This window comes from Antribacter sp. NEAU-D49 (assembly GCF_057158775.1).
In genome coordinates, this window is sequence record NZ_JBXTSN010000007.1 from 40,335 (window position 1) to 58,189 (window position 17,855).

At 73.9% G+C, this 17,855-nt stretch carries 8 protein-coding genes and 1 pseudogene; all 9 read right to left on the minus strand.

What is annotated here, in order from left to right; translation table 11 throughout:
* Positions 1 to 6: 6 nt before the first annotated feature.
* On the minus strand, positions 7 to 5,370 hold the full coding sequence (locus AC060K_RS07735) for an SdrD B-like domain-containing protein (protein ID WP_483764944.1): 5,364 nt from the start codon (positions 5,368 to 5,370) through the stop codon (positions 7 to 9).
* Positions 5,298 to 7,142: an SdrD B-like domain-containing protein gene (locus AC060K_RS07740; protein ID WP_483764850.1), complete on the minus strand. Its 1,845-nt coding sequence runs from the start codon at positions 7,140 to 7,142 to the stop codon at positions 5,298 to 5,300. The genes AC060K_RS07735 and AC060K_RS07740 overlap by 73 nt, the downstream gene beginning before the upstream one ends.
* Before the next feature lie 68 nt (positions 7,143 to 7,210).
* A pseudogene (locus AC060K_RS07745) lies at positions 7,211 to 11,224 on the minus strand (SdrD B-like domain-containing protein); the annotation flags it as partial.
* A gap of 164 nt (positions 11,225 to 11,388) precedes the next feature.
* A complete protein-coding gene (locus AC060K_RS07750; RefSeq protein WP_483764851.1) occupies positions 11,389 to 12,168 on the minus strand; it encodes an HpcH/HpaI aldolase family protein in 780 nt (259 codons plus the stop codon).
* Positions 12,153 to 12,953 (minus strand): 2-oxo-hept-4-ene-1,7-dioate hydratase, encoded by an 801-nt coding sequence (gene hpaH, locus AC060K_RS07755; RefSeq protein ID WP_483764852.1) that lies wholly within the window; start codon positions 12,951 to 12,953, stop codon positions 12,153 to 12,155. The genes AC060K_RS07750 and hpaH overlap by 16 nt, the downstream gene beginning before the upstream one ends.
* Complete coding sequence (hpaD, locus tag AC060K_RS07760; RefSeq protein ID WP_483764853.1) at positions 12,950 to 14,053, minus strand: 3,4-dihydroxyphenylacetate 2,3-dioxygenase; 1,104 nt, start codon at positions 14,051 to 14,053, stop codon at positions 12,950 to 12,952. The genes hpaH and hpaD overlap by 4 nt, the downstream gene beginning before the upstream one ends.
* A complete protein-coding gene (gene hpaE / locus AC060K_RS07765; RefSeq protein ID WP_483764854.1) occupies positions 14,050 to 15,567 on the minus strand; it encodes a 5-carboxymethyl-2-hydroxymuconate semialdehyde dehydrogenase in 1,518 nt (505 codons plus the stop codon). The genes hpaD and hpaE overlap by 4 nt, the downstream gene beginning before the upstream one ends.
* Positions 15,564 to 16,256 (minus strand): GntR family transcriptional regulator, encoded by a 693-nt coding sequence (locus tag AC060K_RS07770; RefSeq protein WP_483764855.1) that lies wholly within the window; start codon positions 16,254 to 16,256, stop codon positions 15,564 to 15,566. The genes hpaE and AC060K_RS07770 overlap by 4 nt, the downstream gene beginning before the upstream one ends.
* Positions 16,253 to 17,776 (minus strand): fumarylacetoacetate hydrolase family protein, encoded by a 1,524-nt coding sequence (locus AC060K_RS07775; protein ID WP_483764856.1) that lies wholly within the window; start codon positions 17,774 to 17,776, stop codon positions 16,253 to 16,255. The genes AC060K_RS07770 and AC060K_RS07775 overlap by 4 nt, the downstream gene beginning before the upstream one ends.
* Positions 17,777 to 17,855 lie beyond the last annotated feature (79 nt).

Below are 17,855 nucleotides of genomic sequence, written 5' to 3' on the forward strand. Positions count from 1 at the left end.
GCCTGCTCATCCGCCCTGTCCACGCCTCCTCACGACCAGGAGCGCCGACCCTCCAAGCACCAGCAGGGCCACCGCGCCGATCGTCGCTCCGACCTCGGCACCCGTCACCGGCAGCGCCGTGGCCGGCCTGCGGGGCGCCGGGGCGGCGTCCGGCCGGGAGGGCGGGCTCGCCACCGGCCGGGCCACGCCCGCGTCGACGTCGAGGTGCTCGGGGTCGTCCCGGGTCAGCACCACGGGAGCGGTCCGCCCGGTGGCCGGGTCGACGTCGGAGTCGGCCCCGGTGTCGCTGCCCGCGCCGGGTGCCGTGAACCGAGCACCCGCGGGCAGGCCGGTGAACCCGACCGTGTACGCACCCAGCGGCACGTCCTCGAAGCGGTAGGTGCCGTCCGCGCCGGTCGTGGTGCGGGCGACCTCCGCGCCGCTCTCGTCGTAGAGGACCACCACGACTCCCGGCACTCCGGGCTCCCCTGCGTCCTGCACGCCGTCGCCGTCGCCGTCGAGCCACACCGTGTCGCCGATCGCCCCCACGGGCTGGACGCCCGCGTCGACGTCGGTCCGGTCCGGTGCCCCCTCGGTGAGGGTGACCTCCGTAGAACCGGTCCGCGGGTCGACGTCGGAGTCGAGCGCCGGGTCACCACCCGGCGCAACCGGCGGTGAGAACGCCGTCCACAGCGGCAGGCCGGAGAAGGCGACGGTGTAGTCGCCCAGCAGCAGACCGGTGAACAGGTACGAGCCGTCCACCCCGGTCCTCGTGCGGGCCACCTCGGCGCCCGTCGCGTCGTAGAGCACCACGGTCACCCCGGCCAGGCCGGGCTCGCCGTCGTCCTGCAGGCCGTCACCGTCGGCGTCGTCCCACAGACGGTCGCCGATCGAGCCGAGCGGGACCAGCCCCGCGTCGGCGCCCGTGCCGTCCGGTGCCTCGTTGGTCAGCACGATCGCGCTGGTGCGGCCGGTGGCCGGGTCGGCGTCCGAGTCGAGCGCCGGGTCGCCGCCCTGACCTGATGGCGAGAGCACGCTCCCCTCCGGAAGGCCCTCGAACCCGACGGAGTAGGCGCCCATCGACAGGCCCGCGAACAGGTACGAGCCGCCCTCGGCGGTCGTCGTCCGAGCCACCTCGGCGCCCGCGGCGTCGTACAGGACCACCGTGATGCCGGGGACCCCGGCCTCGCCGTCGTCCTGCACGCCGTCACCGTCGAGGTCGTTCCACACCCGGTCGCCGATGGAGCCGAGCTGGACCAGACCCGCGTCGAGCGTCAGCAGGTCCGGGACCTCCCGGGTCAGGGTGACCGATGCCGTCCGGCCCGTGGCCGGGTCGGCGTCCGAGTCGGCCGCGTCGTCGCCCACGTCCGGCGGGGCGAAGCCCAGCCCGCCCGGCGCCACGAAGCCCACGACGTACTCGCCGAGGACCAGGTCGTCGAACAGGTACGCCCCGGTGTCGTCGGTCGTCGTCCGCGCGAGCTCCGCTCCCGCCGCGTCATACAGGATCACCGTGACCCCGGCCAGGCCGGGCTCGCCCTCGTCCTGCACCCCGTCGTCGTCCAGGTCGCGCCACGCCGTGTCGCCGAGCGCACCGGTCCGCTGCAGTCCCGCGTCCACGTCCGTCCGGTCAGGGGCGTCGTTCGTCAGAGAGATCGTCCCCGTACGGCCCGTCGCCGGGTCCGCGTCCGAGTCGAGCACCGGGTCGCCGCCCTGGCCCGACGGCGAGAACGCCGTGTCCGCAGGAAGGCCCTCGAACCCCACCGTGTACTCGCCCATCGGCAGGCCCGCGAACGCGAACGTGCCGTCCTCGGCCGTGGTGGTGCGGGCGACCTCGGCGCCTGACGCGTCGTACAGCACCACGGTCACGCCGGGGATCCCGGCCTCGCCGTCGTCCTGCACGCCGTCACCGTCGACGTCGTCCCACACCCGGTCACCGATGGACCCGAGCTGGACCACGCCCGCGTCCACGTCCGTCCGGACCGGGACCTCGTTCGTCAGGGTCACGGCTCCGGTGCGGCCCGTGGCCGGGTCCGCGTCCGAGTCGAGCACCGGGTCGCCACCCTGGCCCGACGGCGAGAACGCCATGCCCGCAGGAAGGCCCTCGAACCCGACTGTGTACTCGCCGAGCACGAGGTCGTCGAAGGCGTAGGTGCCGTCGTCGGCCGTGGTGGTGCGGGCGACCTCCGCGCCGCCGGCGTCGAAGAGCACCACGGTGATCCCGGCGACGCCAGGCTCCCCGTCGCCCTGCACGCCGTCGTCGTCCAGGTCGCGCCAGACCCTGTCGCCGATCGAGCCCGTGGGCTGGAGGCCGGCGTCCACGTCCGTGCGGTCCGAGGTCTCGTTGGTCAGCGAGACCGTGGCTGTGCGGCCCGTCGCCGGGTCGACGTCGGAGTCGAGCGCCGGGTCGGCGCCCTGCGCGGCCGGGGAGAACGCGGTGTCGCCCGGCAGACCCTCGAGCCCGACGGTGTAGTCGCCCATCGGCAGGCTCGCGAACAAGTAGGACCCGTCGTCCGCCGTCGCGGTCCGCGCCACCTCGGCGCCGTCGGCTCCGTACAGCACCACGGTCGTGCCCGGGATCCCCGGCTCGCCCTCGTCCTGCACCCCGTCGCCGTCCAGGTCGCTCCACACCCGGTCACCGATCGACCCGAGCTGGACCAGCCCCGCGTCCACGTCGGTGCGGTCGGGCGTCTCGCGGGTCAGCGTGACGGTGCCCGTGGCCCGCGTGGCCGGGTCGGGGTCGGAGTCGAGCGCCGGATCGCCGCCCTGAGCCGCCCGCGTGAACGCCGTGCCCTCGGGCAGCCCCTCGAACCGGACGGAGTAGGCGGCCAGCACCAGGTCGTCGAACAGGAACGTGCCGTCCGCCGCCGCCGTGGTGCGCGCCACCTCGGCGCCCGAGGCGTCGTACAGGACCACGGTGACCCCGGCGACGCCCGGCTCGCCGTCGTCCTGGATCCCGTCGCCGTCGAGGTCGCGCCACACGCGGTCACCGATCGACCCGAGCGCCTGAACGCCCGCATCCACGTCCGTCCGGACGGGCGCGTCGTTCGTCAGAGAGATCGTCCCGGTACGGCCCGTGGCCGGGTCGGCGTCCGAGTCGAGCACCGGGTCGCCGCCCTGGCCCGACGGCGAGAACGCCGTGTCCGCAGGAAGGCCCTCGAACCCGACCGTGTAGTCGCCCATCGGCAGGCCGGTGAAGGCGTAGGAGCCGTCGTCCGCCGTCGTGGTGCGGGCGACCTCGACGCCGGCGGCGTCGTAGAGGACCACGGTCACGCCCGGAAGGCCCGGCTCGCCCGCGTCCTGCACGCCGTCACCGTCCACGTCGTCCCACACCACATCGCCGATCGACCCGAGCTGGACCACGCCCGCGTCGACGTCCGTGCGGTGGGGCTCCTCACGCGTGAGACTCACCGTCCCGGTCGTCCCGGAGGCGGGGTCGGCGTCGGAGTCGAGCGCGTCGTCGGCGCCCTCGTCCTGGGGCGAGAGGCCGAAGCCCTCGGGCGCCGTGAACGACACCGTGTAGTCGCCGAGCGGCAGCGCGGCGAAGACGTACGAGCCGTCGACGGCTGTCGTCGTGCGGTCGACCTCCGCGCCCGCCGCGTCGAGCAGCACCACCGTCACCCCGGCGAGGCCGGGCTCGCCGTCGTCCTGGACGCCGTCGTCGTCCAGGTCGCGCCAGACCCTGTCGCCGAGGGAGCCCACCGGGAAGAGTCCCGCGTCGACGTCCGTGCGGTCCGGGGTCTCGTTGGTCAGCGTGACCGTGCCGGTGCGGCCGGTGGCCGGGTCGACGTCGGAGTCGAGCGCCGGGTCGGCGCCCTGCGCGACCGGCGAGAACGCCGTGTCGGCGGGCAGGCCCTCCAGGCCCACGGTGTAGTCGCCCATGGGCAGGCTCGCGAACAGGTAGGACCCGTCGTCCGCCGTCGTGGTCCGCGCCACCTCGGCGCCCGCCGCGTCGTAAAGGACCACCGTCACGCCCGGGATCCCAGGCTCGCCGTCGTCCTGGACGCCGTCACCGTCGGCGTCGTCCCAGATCCGGTCACCGATCGAGCCGAGCTCCACCAGGCCCGCGTCCACGGTCAGCAGGTCCGGGACGTCGCGGGTGAGGATCACCACGTCCGCGCGGCCCGTGAGCGGATCGGCGTCGGAGTCGAGCGCGTCGTCGCCCACGTCCTGCGGGGAGAAGCCCAGCCCGGCGGGCGCCTCGAAGCCGACGACGTACTCGCCGAGCACCAGGTCGTCGAACAGGTACGAGCCGTCCGCGGCCGTCGTGGTCCGGGCGAGCTCGCTCCCGTCAGGGCTCCGCAGGACCACCGTGACCCCGCTGATGCCGGTCTCGCCCTCGTCCTGGATCCCGTCGTCATCCACGTCACGCCAGACGACGTCGCCCAGCGACCCCGTCCGCTGCAGACCGGTGTCCACGTCCGTCCGGTCCGGCGTCTCGTTGGTGAGCGCGATCGCGGCCGTCCGGCCTGTGGCCGGGTCGGCGTCCGAGTCGAGCGCATCGTCGCCGCCGCTGTTCGCGGGCGAGAACGCCGTGTCCGCCGGAAGGCCCTCGAACCCGACCGTGTACTCGCCCATCGGTAGACCCGCGAACAGGTAGGAACCGTCGGCCGCCGTGGTGGTCCGCGCCACCTCGACACCGTCGGGCCCGTACAGCACCACGGTCACCCCGGGGATCCCGGGCTCGCCGTCGTCCTGCACGCCGTCACCGTCGACGTCGTCCCACACCCGGTCGCCGATCGAGCCGAGCTGGACCACGCCCGCGTCGATGTCGGCCCGGTCCGGGGCGTCGGTCGTGAGGGTGATGGTCGCCGTGCGGCCCGTGGCCGGGTCCGCGTCGGAGTCGAGCGCGTCGTCGCCGACGTCGGGCGCCGTCCAGGCGAGCTCGGGGGCCAGCCCCTCGAACCCGACCGTGTAGCCGGCGAGCACCAGGCCGTCGAACAGGTACGTACCGTCCGCGGTCGTCGTCGTCCGAGCCACCTCGACACCTGCCGCGTCGTACAGCACCACGGTGACCCCGGCCAGGCCGGGCTCGCCGTCGTCCTGCACGCCTTCGCCGTCCAGGTCGTTCCACACGCGGTCACCGATCGAGCCGAGCTGGACCAGGCCCGCGTCCACCGTGAGCAGGTCGGGGACGTCGCGGGTGAGGGTGACCGCGTCCGTGCGGCCCGTGAGCGGGTCGGCGTCCGAGTCGAGCGCGTCGTCGCCCGTGTCCTGGGGCGAGAGGCCGAGCCCGGCGGGCGCCTCGACGCCGACGACGTAATCGCCCAGGACCAGGTCGTCGAACAGGTACGAGCCGTCCGCGGCCGTCGTCGTGCGGGCTACCTCGGCGCGTGCCGCGTCGTACAGGACCACGGCCACGTCGGCCAGGCCGGGCTCGCCGTCGTCCTGCACGCCGTCGTCGTCCAGGTCACGCCAGACCGTGTCGCCGAGCGAGCCGGTCCGCTGGAGGCCGGCGTCCACGTCCGTCCGGTCCGGGACCTCGTTGGTGAGGGAGACCGTCGCCGTGCGGCCCGTGGCCGGGCGGCGTCCGAGTCGAGCGCATCGTCGCCGCCGCTGTTCGCGGGCGAGAACGCGGTGTCCGCCGGAAGGCCCTCGAAGCCGACCGCGTAGTCGCCCATCGGCAGGTCCGCGAACAGGTAGGTGCCGTCGGCCGCCGTGATGGTGCGGGCGACCTCGACGCCGTCGGCGCCGTACAGCACCACGGTCACGCCCGGCATCCCCGGCTCGCCGTCGTCCTGCACGCCGTCACCGTCGACGTCGTCCCAGACCACGTCACCGATGGACCCGAGCTGGACCAGCCCCGCGTCCACGTCCGTGCGGTCGGGCACGTCGACGGTCAGGGAGACCACGCCGGTGGCGCCCGTCAGCGGGTCGGCGTCCGAGTCCAGCGCGTCGTCGGCCCCCGTGTCCTGCGGCGACAGGCCGAGGCCCTCCGGCGCCGTGAACGCCACCGTGTAGTCGGCCAGGACGAGGCCGGCGAACAGGTAGGTGCCATCCGCAGCCGTGGTCGTGCGAGCCACCTCGGCGCCCGTGGCGTCGAACAGGATCACCGTCACGTCGGCAACGCCCGGCTCGCCCTCGTCCTGGACCCCGTCGCCGTCCAGGTCGCGCCAGACGGTGTCGCCGATCGAGCCCGTGGGCTGGACGCCCGCGTCGAGATCGGTCCGGTCCGGCGCATCGTTCGTCAGGGTGATCGCGGCGGTCCGGCCGGTCGCCGGGTCGACGTCGGAGTCGAGCGCCGGGTCGGCGCCCTGCGACACGGGCGAGAGCGTCGTGTCGGCGGGGAGGCCCTCGAGCCCGACCGTGTAGTCGCCCATGGGCAGGCCCGCGAACAGGTAGGAACCGTCGTCCCCGGTGGTGGTCCGGGAGACCTCGAGGCCGTCGGCCCCGTACAGCACCACCGTGACGCCAGGGAGGCCCGGCTCGCCGTCGTCCTGCACGCCGTCGCCGTCCAGGTCGTTCCACACCCGGTCACCGATCGACCCGAGCTGCACCAGGCCCGCGTCCACCGTGACCAGGTCCGGAACTTCCCGCGTCAGAGTCACCGGCGCCGTCCGGCCCGTGAGCGGGTCGGCGTCCGAGTCGAGGGCATCATCGCCCGCGTCCTGCGGGGACAGTCCCAGCCCGTCGGGCACCTCGAAGCCGACGACGTACTCCCCGAGCACCAGGTCGTCGAACAGGTACGAACCGTCCGCGGCTGTGGTTGTCCGCGCGAGCTCGGTCCCGTCCGGGCCCCGGAGCACCACGACCACCCCAGCCACGCCGGGCTCGCCGTCGTCCTGCACGCCGTCGTCGTCCAGGTCACGCCAGACCCGGTCGCCGACCGAGCCGAGCACCTGCACGCCCGCGTCGACGTCCGTCCGGTCGGGCGCATCGTTGGTGAGCGAGATCGTGGCCGTGATCCCCGTGGCGGGGTCGGCGTCCGAGTCCAGCAGGTCGTCCCCGCCGGCGTTCGCCGGCGAGAGCCCCGTGCCGGCCGGGAGGCCCCCGAACCCGACTGTGTAGTCCCCTAGCGGCCGCTCGGCGAACAGGTACGCGCCGTCCGGGCCGGTCGTCGTTCGCGCCACCTCGGCGCCCGCGGCGTCGAAGAGCACCACGGTGACCCCGGCCAGCCCCGGCTCGCCGTCGTCCTGCACCCCGTCGCCGTCGACGTCGTCCCACACCCGGTCACCGATCGACCCGAGCCGCACCAGCCCGGTATCACGTCGCGCGTGTGCGGGGCATCGACGGTCAGCGTGACGACGCCGGTCGTGCCCGTGAGCGGGTCCGCGTCGGAGTCGAGCGCGTCGTCGGCCCCCGCGTCCTGCGGCGACAGGCCGAAGCCGTCCGGCGCGAGGAACGTCACCGTGTAGTCGCCGAGCGGCAGCCCGTCGAAGAGGTAGGTACCGTCCGCCGCCGTGGTGGTCCGAGCCACCTCGGCGCCCGTGGCATCGTTCAGCACCACGGTCACCCCGGCCACGCCGGCCTCGCCGTCGTCCTGCACGCCGTCGTCGTCCAGGTCGCGCCACACGGTGTCCCCGACCGAACCGAGCTGCACCACGCCCACGTCCACCGTGCGCACGTCCCGCGCGCCGGCGACCAGCGTGATAGTTCCAGTCCGTCCCGTGGCCGGGTCGGCGTCCGAGTCGAGCTCGTCGTCGCCCGCGTCCTGCGGCGAGAGGACCTGGTCGGTGCCGAGCCCCTCGACGGCGACCGTGTAGTCGCCCATGGGCAGGTTCTCGAACAGGTAGGTGCCGTCCGCCGCGGTGGTCGTGCGGCCCACCTCCACGCCGTCGGCGTCGTACAGGACCACGGTGACCCCGGCCAGGCCCGGCTCACCAGCGTCCTGGAGGCCGTCCGCGTCCAGGTCGCTCCAGACCGTGTCGCCGATGGAGCCCAGCGGCGGGAGGACGCCCGCGTCGACGTCCGTGCGGTCGGGGGCCTCGTTCGTCAGGCTGACCGTCCCGGTGCTTCCGGTGACCGGGTCCGCGTCCGAGTCGAGCGCCGGGTCGGTCCCCGCGCCCGTGGTGGTCAGGGTCGCGGCCGTCGGGAGGTCCGCGAAGAGGACCGTGTAGTCGCCGAGCGGCAGCCCCTCGAAGAGGTAGTCGCCGTTCTCGTCGGTGGTGGTCCGGGCGACCTCGGCGCCCGTGGCGTCACGCAGCACCACGGTCACGGCCGGGACACCGGGCTCACCCGCGTCCTGCAGCCCGTCCCGGTCCTCGTCGAGCCACACGGTGTCGCCGATCGAGCCGAGCTGCACCACGCCCGCGTCGGCCGTGCGCACGTCGAGCGCGCCGTCGACGACGGAGACCGTGCCGGTCCGGCCGGTCGCGGGGTCGGCGTCCGAGTCGAGGGCGTCGTCACCGGCGTCCGCGACCGTGAGCCGCTGGTTGGGCGCCAGGGCGGTGAACTCGACCACGTAGCCGCCGACCGGCAGGTCCGCGAACAGGTAGGCGCCGTCCGCGTCCGTCATCGTCCGGGCCACCTCGGCGCCCGCCGCGTCGTAGAGCACCACGGTGACCCCGGCCAGACCCGGCTCGCCGTCGTCCTGCAGGCCGTCACCGTCGAGGTCCCGCCAGACCAGGTCGCCGATCGATCCGAGCGGGGCCAGGCCCGCGTCGACCGTGACGACGTCCGGCGCCTCCGGGGTCAGCGTGACCGTGCCGGTACGACCGGTGGCCGGGTCGGCGTCGGAGTCGAGGGCGTCGTCGCCGCCGAGGTCCTGGCCGGTCAGGACGAGCCCGTCCGGCAGGCCCGTGAACTCCACCGAGTAGTCGCCCATGGGCAGGCCGGCGAACCGGTAGGCGCCGTCCGCGTCCGTCGTCGTGCGCGCGACCTCCGCGCCCGCCGCGTCGTACAGGACCACGGTGACCCCGGACACGCCCGGCTCGCCCGCGTCCTGGACGCCGTCCGCGTCGGCGTCGCGCCAGACCCGGTCACCGACCGATCCCAGCGGCGGGAGCAGGCCGGCGTCGACCGTGACGACGTCCGGCGCACCGGGCGTGAGCGTCACGGTGCCGGTCCGGCCGGTGGCCGGGTCCGCGTCGGAGTCGAGGCTGTCGTCCCCGCCCGCGTCCAGCGGAGACAGCGTGGTCCCCGTGGGGAGGCCGGTGAACTCCACCGAGTAGTCGCCCATGGGGAGGCCGGCGACGACGTAGGCGCCGTCCGCGTCCGTCGTCGTGCGGGCCACCTCCGCGCCGGCCGCGTCGTAGAGGATCACCGTGACCCCGGGCACCCCGGGCTCGCCGTCGTCCTGGACGCCGTCGCGGTCCACGTCGCTCCACACCGTGTCGCCGATCGAACCGAGGGGCGGCAGGATGCCCGCGTCGACCGTGAGGACCACGGGCGCGTCACCGGTGAGCACGACGGGACCCGTCCGGCCCGTCGCCGGGTCGGCGTCCGAGTCCAGCGCGTCGTCCCCGGCGTCCTGAGCGGTGAGCGTGGACGCGGTCGGCAGGTCGGTGAACTCGACCGTGTAGCTCCCCAGCGGCAGGTCGCCGAACCAGTACGCGCCGTCCGCGTCCGTGGTGGTGCGTGCCACCTCGGCGCCCGCCGCGTCGTACAGGACCACGGTGACCCCGGCGACGCCGGGCTCGCCCGCACCCTGGAGGCCGTCGCGGTCCACGTCGCTCCACACCGTGTCGCCGATCCCGCCCAGAGGGACCACCCCGGCGTCGACCGAGCGCACGTCCCGGGCGGCCGGCGTCAGCGTCACCGTCGCGGTCCGGCCGGTGGCGGGATCCGCATCGGAGTCGAGGGCGTCGTCCGCGCCCGCGTCCTGCGGGGAGAGGACCGTGCCGGCGGGCAGCCCGGTGAACTCGACCGAGTAGCTCCCCAACGGCAGGTTCGCGAACAGGTAGGTCCCGTCGGCGGCCGTCGTCGTCCGGGCGACCTCCGCGCCGGCGTCGTCGTAGAGCACCACGGTCGCCCCGCCGAGGCCGGGCTCGCCCGCGTCCTGGACGCCGTCGCCGTCGTCGTCACGCCAGACACGGTCGCCGATCGACCCGAGCTGCGCGATCCCCGCGTCGAGCGTGAGGTTCTGCGGTGCGGCGCTGGTGAGCGTCGTCGCCGGCGTCAGGCCCGTCGCCGGGTCGGCGTCCGAGTCGAGGGCGTCGTCGCCCGCGTCCGGGGCCACGAACGAGAAGCCCGCCGGCAGCCCGCTGAACCGCACCCGATAGGTACCGAACGGCAGGCCGGTGAAGGTGTAGGCACCCGTCGCCGTGGTGGTCGTGGTGATCGGCTGGCCCGTCGCCCCGAGCACGGGGTTGCCGTCCGCGTCGGTGAGCGTGACGACGACCCCCGCGACGCCCGGCTCGCCCGCGTCCTGCAGCCCGTCACCGTCGACGTCCTGCCACACGCGGTCGCCGAGCACGCCGAGCGACGGCAGCCGGAAGGAGATGCGCTGCAGGTCCGCGTTGACCAGGGTGGCCGTGCGGCTCGGCAGCAGGATCGGCTCGCTGTAGGTCACGTTCGCGCCGTTGATGCCGTCGGCATTCACCGTGCCGTTGTTCTGGAACAGCGCGGAGCCCGTGCCGTGCGTGGCCGTCGGGTACAGGCTGAAGGGCGACACCAGCGACTGGATCCGGAACGTCACGGCAGTGGTGGTGCCCGACAGGATGACGGAGCCGCAGCCGGCGAAGTCGGTGTCGGGCGACTCGGACGGCGTGCCGTCGTTCGACTTGTTCTGCGTGTTGCAGAAAGGGCTCGTGTTCCGGTTGGTGACCTGCATCGTGGTGGGGCTGACAGCCAGGTTGGTGCGGCCCGCCGTCGGGTTCGCGAACGTCACGCCACCGCCGACGATCGACCAGATCGTGCTGTTGAACGAGCCGCGCGCGTAGAAGTTGGGGGCCTGCTCGTACTGCGCCGTCGCGTAGCCGCCGAGGCCGCTGATGTCGAGCACCATGTCGGTGACGGGCCGCGAGAACGTCACGGTCAGCAGGCCCACGTCGCACGAGCCGGCGAAGTTCTGGTGCGCCGCCGTCCCGAGCGCGCCGCCGCACCCGCCCGAGGCGTGGGTCAGCAGGCCGAGCGCCGGGACGTTCGCCGGGGTGGGAGCACCGTGGAACATCGCGGGCGTGCCGCCGTAGGCGCTCTGGTTGGTCCCGTTGGTGAGGAACGTGGTCCCGGCGGTCCGCGCCGCCTCGGGCACGAATTCTTTCGGGCTACTGCTCTGGCTGTTGTCGGCGTGCTGGCGCTGTCCGGAGCCGTCACGGCAGGGGTGGTGACGGCGCCGTCGGCGAGTCCGGGTGAAGTTTGCGGGAGGCATAGGCGTCTACGGAGCCGCGGTGAGAGGCGCCTGACCTGCGCACTCGCGCGCTGAGGCCGTCACGTGGTGGCGGCGGATCGCTCTGTTTCGCCCGATTTCCCGTCCGCTTGCGCCGCACTAAAAAGGGCCACAAATGGATAACCGGGCACGCACGGAAACTCGGATCAACCGATGAACCGCTCCGCCAGAGCCTCTGTCCCCCGCGCCAGCAGGGCGACGTCGGCGCCCACGAGCACGAAAGCCGCGCCCGCTTCGAGGTACGCCCGCGCCACGGAGGGATCGAACGCGTTGACCCCGGCGGGCTTGCCTGCGGCACGCACCGCCTCGAACGTGGCGCGCACGGCAGCGACGACCTCGGGGTGCGTCTGCTGCCCCAGCCGCCCGAGGGAGGCGGCCAGGTCGGACGGGCCCACGAACACCCCGTCCACCCCGTCGACCGCCGCGATCGCGCCGGCGTTCTCCACGCCCGTCACCGACTCCACCTGGACGAACAGGGACACGTGCCGGTCGGCGTCGTCCAGGTAGCCCTCGACCCGGTTCCACCGTGCGCTGCGGCCGAGGGCGCTGCCCACGCCGCGCACGCCGCGCGGCGGGTAGCGCACGGCCCGCACGACGGCGCGCGCCTGCTCCACGGTCTCGACCATGGGCACCAGCACGTTCTGGGCGCCGAGGTCGAGCACCTGCTTGAGCCGGACGGCGTCGTCGGACGGCATCCGGACCACCGGCGTGACGGGGTAGGGCGCCACCGCCTGCAGGAGCGCCGTCATGGTCTCCAGGCCGACGGGCGAGTGCTCGCCGTCGACGAGCAGCCAGTCCAGGCCTGCGCCCGCGCAGATCTCGGCCACCAGCGGGCTGCCGGAGCACACCCACAGGCCGATCTGGGGCCGGTCGGCCTCGGCGAGGCGCTCGGAGAACGTGGGCGGGAGGTTCAGACGAATCGGCACGACACGGTCCCCAGCTCTCGGTAGTCGGCGAGCACGGTGTCGCCCCGGTCCACCCATACCGGCCGGGTGAAGGAGCCCGCCAGGACGATCTCGCCCGGCCGCAGGGCGTCTCCGTGCTGGGCGAGCTTGTTGGCGAGCCACGCCACGCCGTTCGCCGGGTGGTTGAGCACGGCGGCGGCGACGCCCGACTCCTCGATGGTCTCGTTGCGGTAGAGCAGCGCGGAGACCCACCGCAGGTCGGTCTCCCCGACCTGCACGGGGTTGCCGCCGTAGACCATGCCGCCCATCGCCGCGTTGTCGCTGATCGTGTCGACGATGGTGCGCCCCGGCATCTCGATGCGCGAGGTCAGGATCTCGAGGGCGGGCACCACGTACTCGGTCGCGCGCAGCACGTCGAACACCGTCGCGTCCGGGCCGGAGAGCCCGTCGCGCAGCACGAACGCCAGCTCCACCTCGATGCGCACGTTCGAGAACCGCCCGTGCTCGATGACCGACCCGTTCTCGAGCACCATGTCGGCGAAGATCGCGCCGTAGTCGGGCTCAGTGATGCCGGTGGCGTCCTGCATGGCCCGCGACGTCAGACCGATCTTGCGCCCCACCGGACGGCGCCCGGCCTCGATGCCGCGACGGCGCCACCTGTTCTGCACGGCGTACGCGTCGTCGACGGTCATGCCCGGGTACCGTCCGGTCAGGAGCGGCACGGTGGTGCGTTCCGCCTCCGCGAGCGCGAGCTCGTCGGCGATCGCGGTGATCGTGGCGTCGTCGAGCGTGCGCTCCCCCGTCACAGCTGGTTCCCCAGCTTGTACTCGCCCTGCTTCCACGACGGCAGCGCGCCGGCGTCCTCCTCCGGGCGGGTGTAGGAGAACCCGTCCGCGCCGATCGTGACCTCCAGCTCGGAGGTGTCCGTGCGGGCGACGACCGGCTGGGGGTTCCCGTCCAGGTCCAGCACGGGGGACGCCTCCGTGTACCAGGACGGCACCACGGGGTTGCCCCACCAGTCGCGACGCTGGTTGTCGTGCACGTCCCAGGTCACCACGGGGTTGTCGGGGTCGCCCGTGTAGTAGTCCTGCGTGTAGATCTCCACGCGGTGGCCGTCGGGGTCGCGCAGGTACAGGTAGAAGGCGTTGGAGACGCCGTGCCGGCCGGGGCCCCGCTCGATGCGGTCCGACAGGCGCAGCGCACCGAGCTTGTCGCAGATGGCGATGATGTTGTGCTTCTCGTGCGTGGCGAACGCGACGTGGTGCATGCGGGGGCCGTCGCCGCCGGTCATCGCGGTGTCGTGCACGGTCGGCTTGCGCCGCATCCATGCCGCGTAGGTGGTGCCCTCGGCGTCCTGGATGTCCTCGGTGACGCGGAACCCCAGGTCCTCCATGAACCGGACGGCGCGCGGCACGTCCGGGGTCACCTGGTTGAAGTGGTCGAGGCGCACCAGCGCGCCGGGCGTGTGCAGGTCGTACCGCCACGCGAGCCGCTCGACGTGCTGCACGTCGTAGAAGAACTCGTAGGGGAAGCCCAGCGGGTCGGTCACCCGCACCGAGTCGCCCACACCCCGGGTGAAGCCGTCCGCACGGCGTTCCACCCGGCAGCCCAGCTCGGAGTAGAACGCGACGGCCCGGTCGAGCTCCTTCGGGCTGCGCACCCGGTAGGAGAAGGCTGCGACGGCCGCGACCGGGCCGCGGCGCAGCACCAGGTTGTGGTGGATGAACTCCTCGAGGCTGCGCAGGTACACCGTGTCCGCGTCCTCCTCGGTGACCACGAGACCCAGCACGTCGACGTAGAAGGCGCGGGAGGCGGCAAGGTCCGTGACGACGAGCTCCATGGACGCGCACCGCAGGATGTCCGGCGGCGGCGACGCCGGCGTGGGGATGCGGTCGGTCGCGCTCATCGGGGCTCCTCTGCCTTGCCGAAGGTCGGGTTGTGCGCCTCGCCGAGGGTGATGTGCACGGCCTGCTGGTCGGTGTAGAAGTCGATGGAGCGGTAGCCGCCCTCATGGCCGAGCCCGGACGCCTTGACGCCGCCGAAGGGCGTGCGCAGGTCGCGCACGTTGTTCGAGTTGAGCCAGACCATGCCCGCCTCGACGGCCTGCGCGAACGTGTGCGCGCGCCGCAGGTCGCTGGTCCACACGTAGGCGGCGAGCCCGTACTTCACGCCGTTGGCCAGGGCGAGCGCCTCCTCCTCCGTGTCGAACGGGGTGATCGCCACGACCGGCCCGAAGATCTCCTCCTGGAAGATCCGGGCCGACGGCGGCACGTCCGCGAAGACCGTGGGTGCCACGTAGTTGCCCGAGTCGAGGCCGGCCGGGCGCCCGCCGCCCGCGACGAGCCGGCCCTCGCTCCTGCCGAGCTCGATGTACGACATGACCTTGGCGTAGTGCTCCGGATGCACCAGCGCACCCACCTCGGTCCGCGGGTCCTGCGGGTCGCCGACGACGACGCGCGCCGCCTGGGCGGCGTACCGCTCGACGAACTCGTCGTAGATCCCCCGCTCGACGAGGATCCGCGACCCGGCGGTGCAGCGTTCGCCGTTGAGGGAGAAGACGCCGAAGATCGTCGCGTCGACGGCGGCGCCCAGGTCGGCGTCCGCGAACACGATCGCCGGGGACTTGCCGCCCAGCTCCATCGACAGGCCCTTGAGGTGAGGTGCGGCGTTGGCGAAGATGGCCTGCCCGGTGCGGCTCTCACCGGTGAACGAGACGAGCGGCACGTCCGGGTGCCGCACCAGCGCGTCCCCGGCCTCCTCGCCGAGGCCGTGGACGAGGTTGAAGACACCCGCCGGCAGCCCCGCCTCCTCGAAGATCCCCGCCCAGAGCGACGCCGAGAGCGGCGTGAACTCGGCGGGCTTGAGCACCACGGTGTTGCCGGTCGCGAGCGCCGGGGCGAGCTTCCACGACTCGAGCATGAACGGCGTGTTCCACGGCGTGATGAGACCGGCGACGCCGATCGGCTTGCGGTTGACGTAGTTGAGCTGGCGGCCGGGCACCTTGAAGGCGTCGTCCACCTGGGCGACGACCAGGTCGGCGAAGAACCGGAAGTTCTCGGCGGCGCGGCGGGCCTGGCCCAGCGCCTGGGTGATGGGCAGGCCCGAGTCGAAGCTCTCCAGCTCGGCGAGCCGGGCGTCGCGGGACTCGACGAGGTCGGCCACCCGGTGGAGCACCCGGGAGCGCTCGCGCGGCAGCAGCCGGGGCCAGGGCCCGTCCCGGAACGCCTCGCGCGCGGCGGCGACGGCGCGGTCGACGTCGGCCGCGTTGCCCGCCGCCGCCTGGAGGTAGACCTCGTTGGTGACCGGGTCGAGCACGTCGAAGGTGGCGCCGTCGGCCGAGTCGACGGACGCGCCGCCGATGTAGTGCTGGATCCGGTCGGGCAGGCCGGCGGGCACGTGGCGGGTCGCCGGTGCGGTCATCGTGTCTCCCGGGGTCGGGTCGGGTGGGGGCGCGCGTCCAGGAACGCCTGCATGGTCGCCCAGCGGTGGTTGCGTGCGGCGATCTCGATCTCGAGCGGGTCGGCCCCGCGGGCGATCAGGTCGAGGAGGTGGTCGTGCTCGGCCACGGACTGCTGGGCCCGCCCCGGGACGAACGCGAAGGTGGAGTCCCGCAGCCCGGACAGCCGGGCCCACCCGCGGTGGACCATGTCGAGCAGCAGCGGGTTGGGGCACGACTCGAACAGCACGGAGTGGAACTGCCGGTTGAGGGCCGTGAACGCGTGCGGGTCGAAGTGGTCCAGCAGGGAGCGCAGGCTGTCGTTGACCTCGGTCGCCCGGGCGAGGTCCGCCGCGGAGATCCGGGGCGCGGAGAGACCGGTGGCGGCGCCCTCGACGACGCCGAGGGCCTGCATGGCGTCGGCGTACCCGTGCGCGTCGACCATGGCCACGCGGGCGCCTACGTTGCGCTCGAAGGTCACCAGCCCCTCGGCCTCCAGCCGCCGGATCGCCTCGCGCACCGGCACCACGCTCATCGCGAGCTCGTCGGCGATGCTCTGCAGCACGAGGCGGTACCCGGGGCTGAGCTCGTGCCGGGCGATGCGGTCGCGCAGGTGGGTGTAGGCGAGCTGGGACTTGCTCGACGCGGTGACCGCGGGCGGGGTGGCGCTCACCGCGCGTCCTTCCAGGCCTCGAAGCACGCGCGCCACCCGGCGTCCGGCGGGAACAGCCCCTGGACCGGGTGGCCGGCGGCCACCTGCTCCGCGACCCACGCGTCCTCCTCCTCCTGGGCGAGGGTCGCGTCGGCGACCTCCTCGGCGAGGTGCGGCGGCACCACGACGACGCCGTCGGCGTCGCCCACGACCACGTCGCCGGGCAGCACCGTCGCCCCGCCGCAGGCGACGGCCACGTCGGTGTCCCAGGGCACGTGGCGGCGGCCGAGCACCGCGGGGTGCGGTCCCTTCGAGAAGACGGGGAGCCCGGTGGCGGCCACGGCCTCGGAGTCGCGCACGCCGCCGTCGGTCACGACGCCCGCGGCTCCGCGCACCTGCGCGCGGAGCGCGAGCACGTCCCCGAGGGTCGCCGAGCCGGTCTCGCCCCGCGCCTCGATGACGACGACCTCGCCCGGTCCGACGCTGTCGAACATCCGCTTCTGCGCGTTGTAGCCGCCGCCGTGCGCGGCGAACAGGTCCTCGCGGTTGGGCAGGAAGCGCAGCGTCCGCGCACGGCCCACGACCGTGGTGCCCGGGGTGAGCGGCCGGACTCCCTCGATGACCACGTTGTCGAGACCCCGCCTGCGCAGCTGGGCCGAGAGCCCGGCGACGGGAGCGCGGCGCAGCTTCTCGGCGAGCTCGTCGGTGAGCACGAACGGGTCGGGCTCCGGCTCCGGCTCCGGCTCCGGGTCGGGCTCCGGCTCCGGCTCGGCCGGGAGGCCGGCCGCCTCCCGGCTCCCCCAGGCCTCGGCGCGCTGCGTGTCGTCGACCTTCGGGCCGGCTCCGACGCCGCTGAACGGCACCTCGCCCTGCACCACCGTGGTGACCAGGCGGCCGGACGTGGGCGCGCCCGGCGCCGTCGGTGCGTCGACCTCCACCTCGACGACGTCACCCGGCACCACCACGCTCGACCCCGCGGGCGTCCCGGTCAGGATGACGTCCCCCGGCTCGAGCGTCAGGTGCTGGGAGAGGTCGGCCACGACCTGCGCGAACGGGAACAGCAGGGCGTCCGGGCCGGTGGTGTCCTCCTGCACGAGCTCGCCGTTGACCCAGGTGCGCAGCCGCAGCGCGGCCGGGTCCACGGCGCGGGCGTCGATGAGCGACGGTCCGAGGGGCGTGTAGCCGTCCCGCCCCTTCGAGCGCACGTTGGAACCCTTGTCGGCCCAGCGCAGGTCGTACACCCCGAGGTCGTTCGCCGCCGTCACCGCGGCGACGTGGCTCCACGCCTCCTCGACCGGCACGTTCCGCGCCGTCTCGCCGACGATCAGCGCCACCTCGCCCTCGAAGGCGAGCAGCTCCGTCCCCGCCGGGCGTTCGGCGACGCCGCCGGTGACGGCCAGCGAGCTGGTGGGCTTGAGGAAGTACGACGGCGCCTCAGGGCGCCGGCCGCGCTGCTCGGCCCGGGAGGCGAAGGCGAGGTGGACCGCGACGATCTTGCCCGGCCGCACCGGGAGCGGACCCAGCTCTGCCTCGGTACCCATGGAGCTCCCTCGCTCGTCCGCGCCGACCTGCCAGGTTGCCTGGTCTTTCGTATCACAGATCGTATATGGTCGAGGAGGG

Coding starts and splice junctions, on each gene's coding strand:
- AC060K_RS07775 (WP_483764856.1), bottom strand. CDS start 17,776: ATGGGTACCGAGGCAGAGCTGGGTCCGCTCCCGGTGCGGCCGGGCAAG.
- hpaE (WP_483764854.1), bottom strand. CDS start 15,567: ATGACCGCACCGGCGACCCGCCACGTGCCCGCCGGCCTGCCCGACCGG.
- hpaD (WP_483764853.1), bottom strand. CDS start 14,053: ATGAGCGCGACCGACCGCATCCCCACGCCGGCGTCGCCGCCGCCGGAC.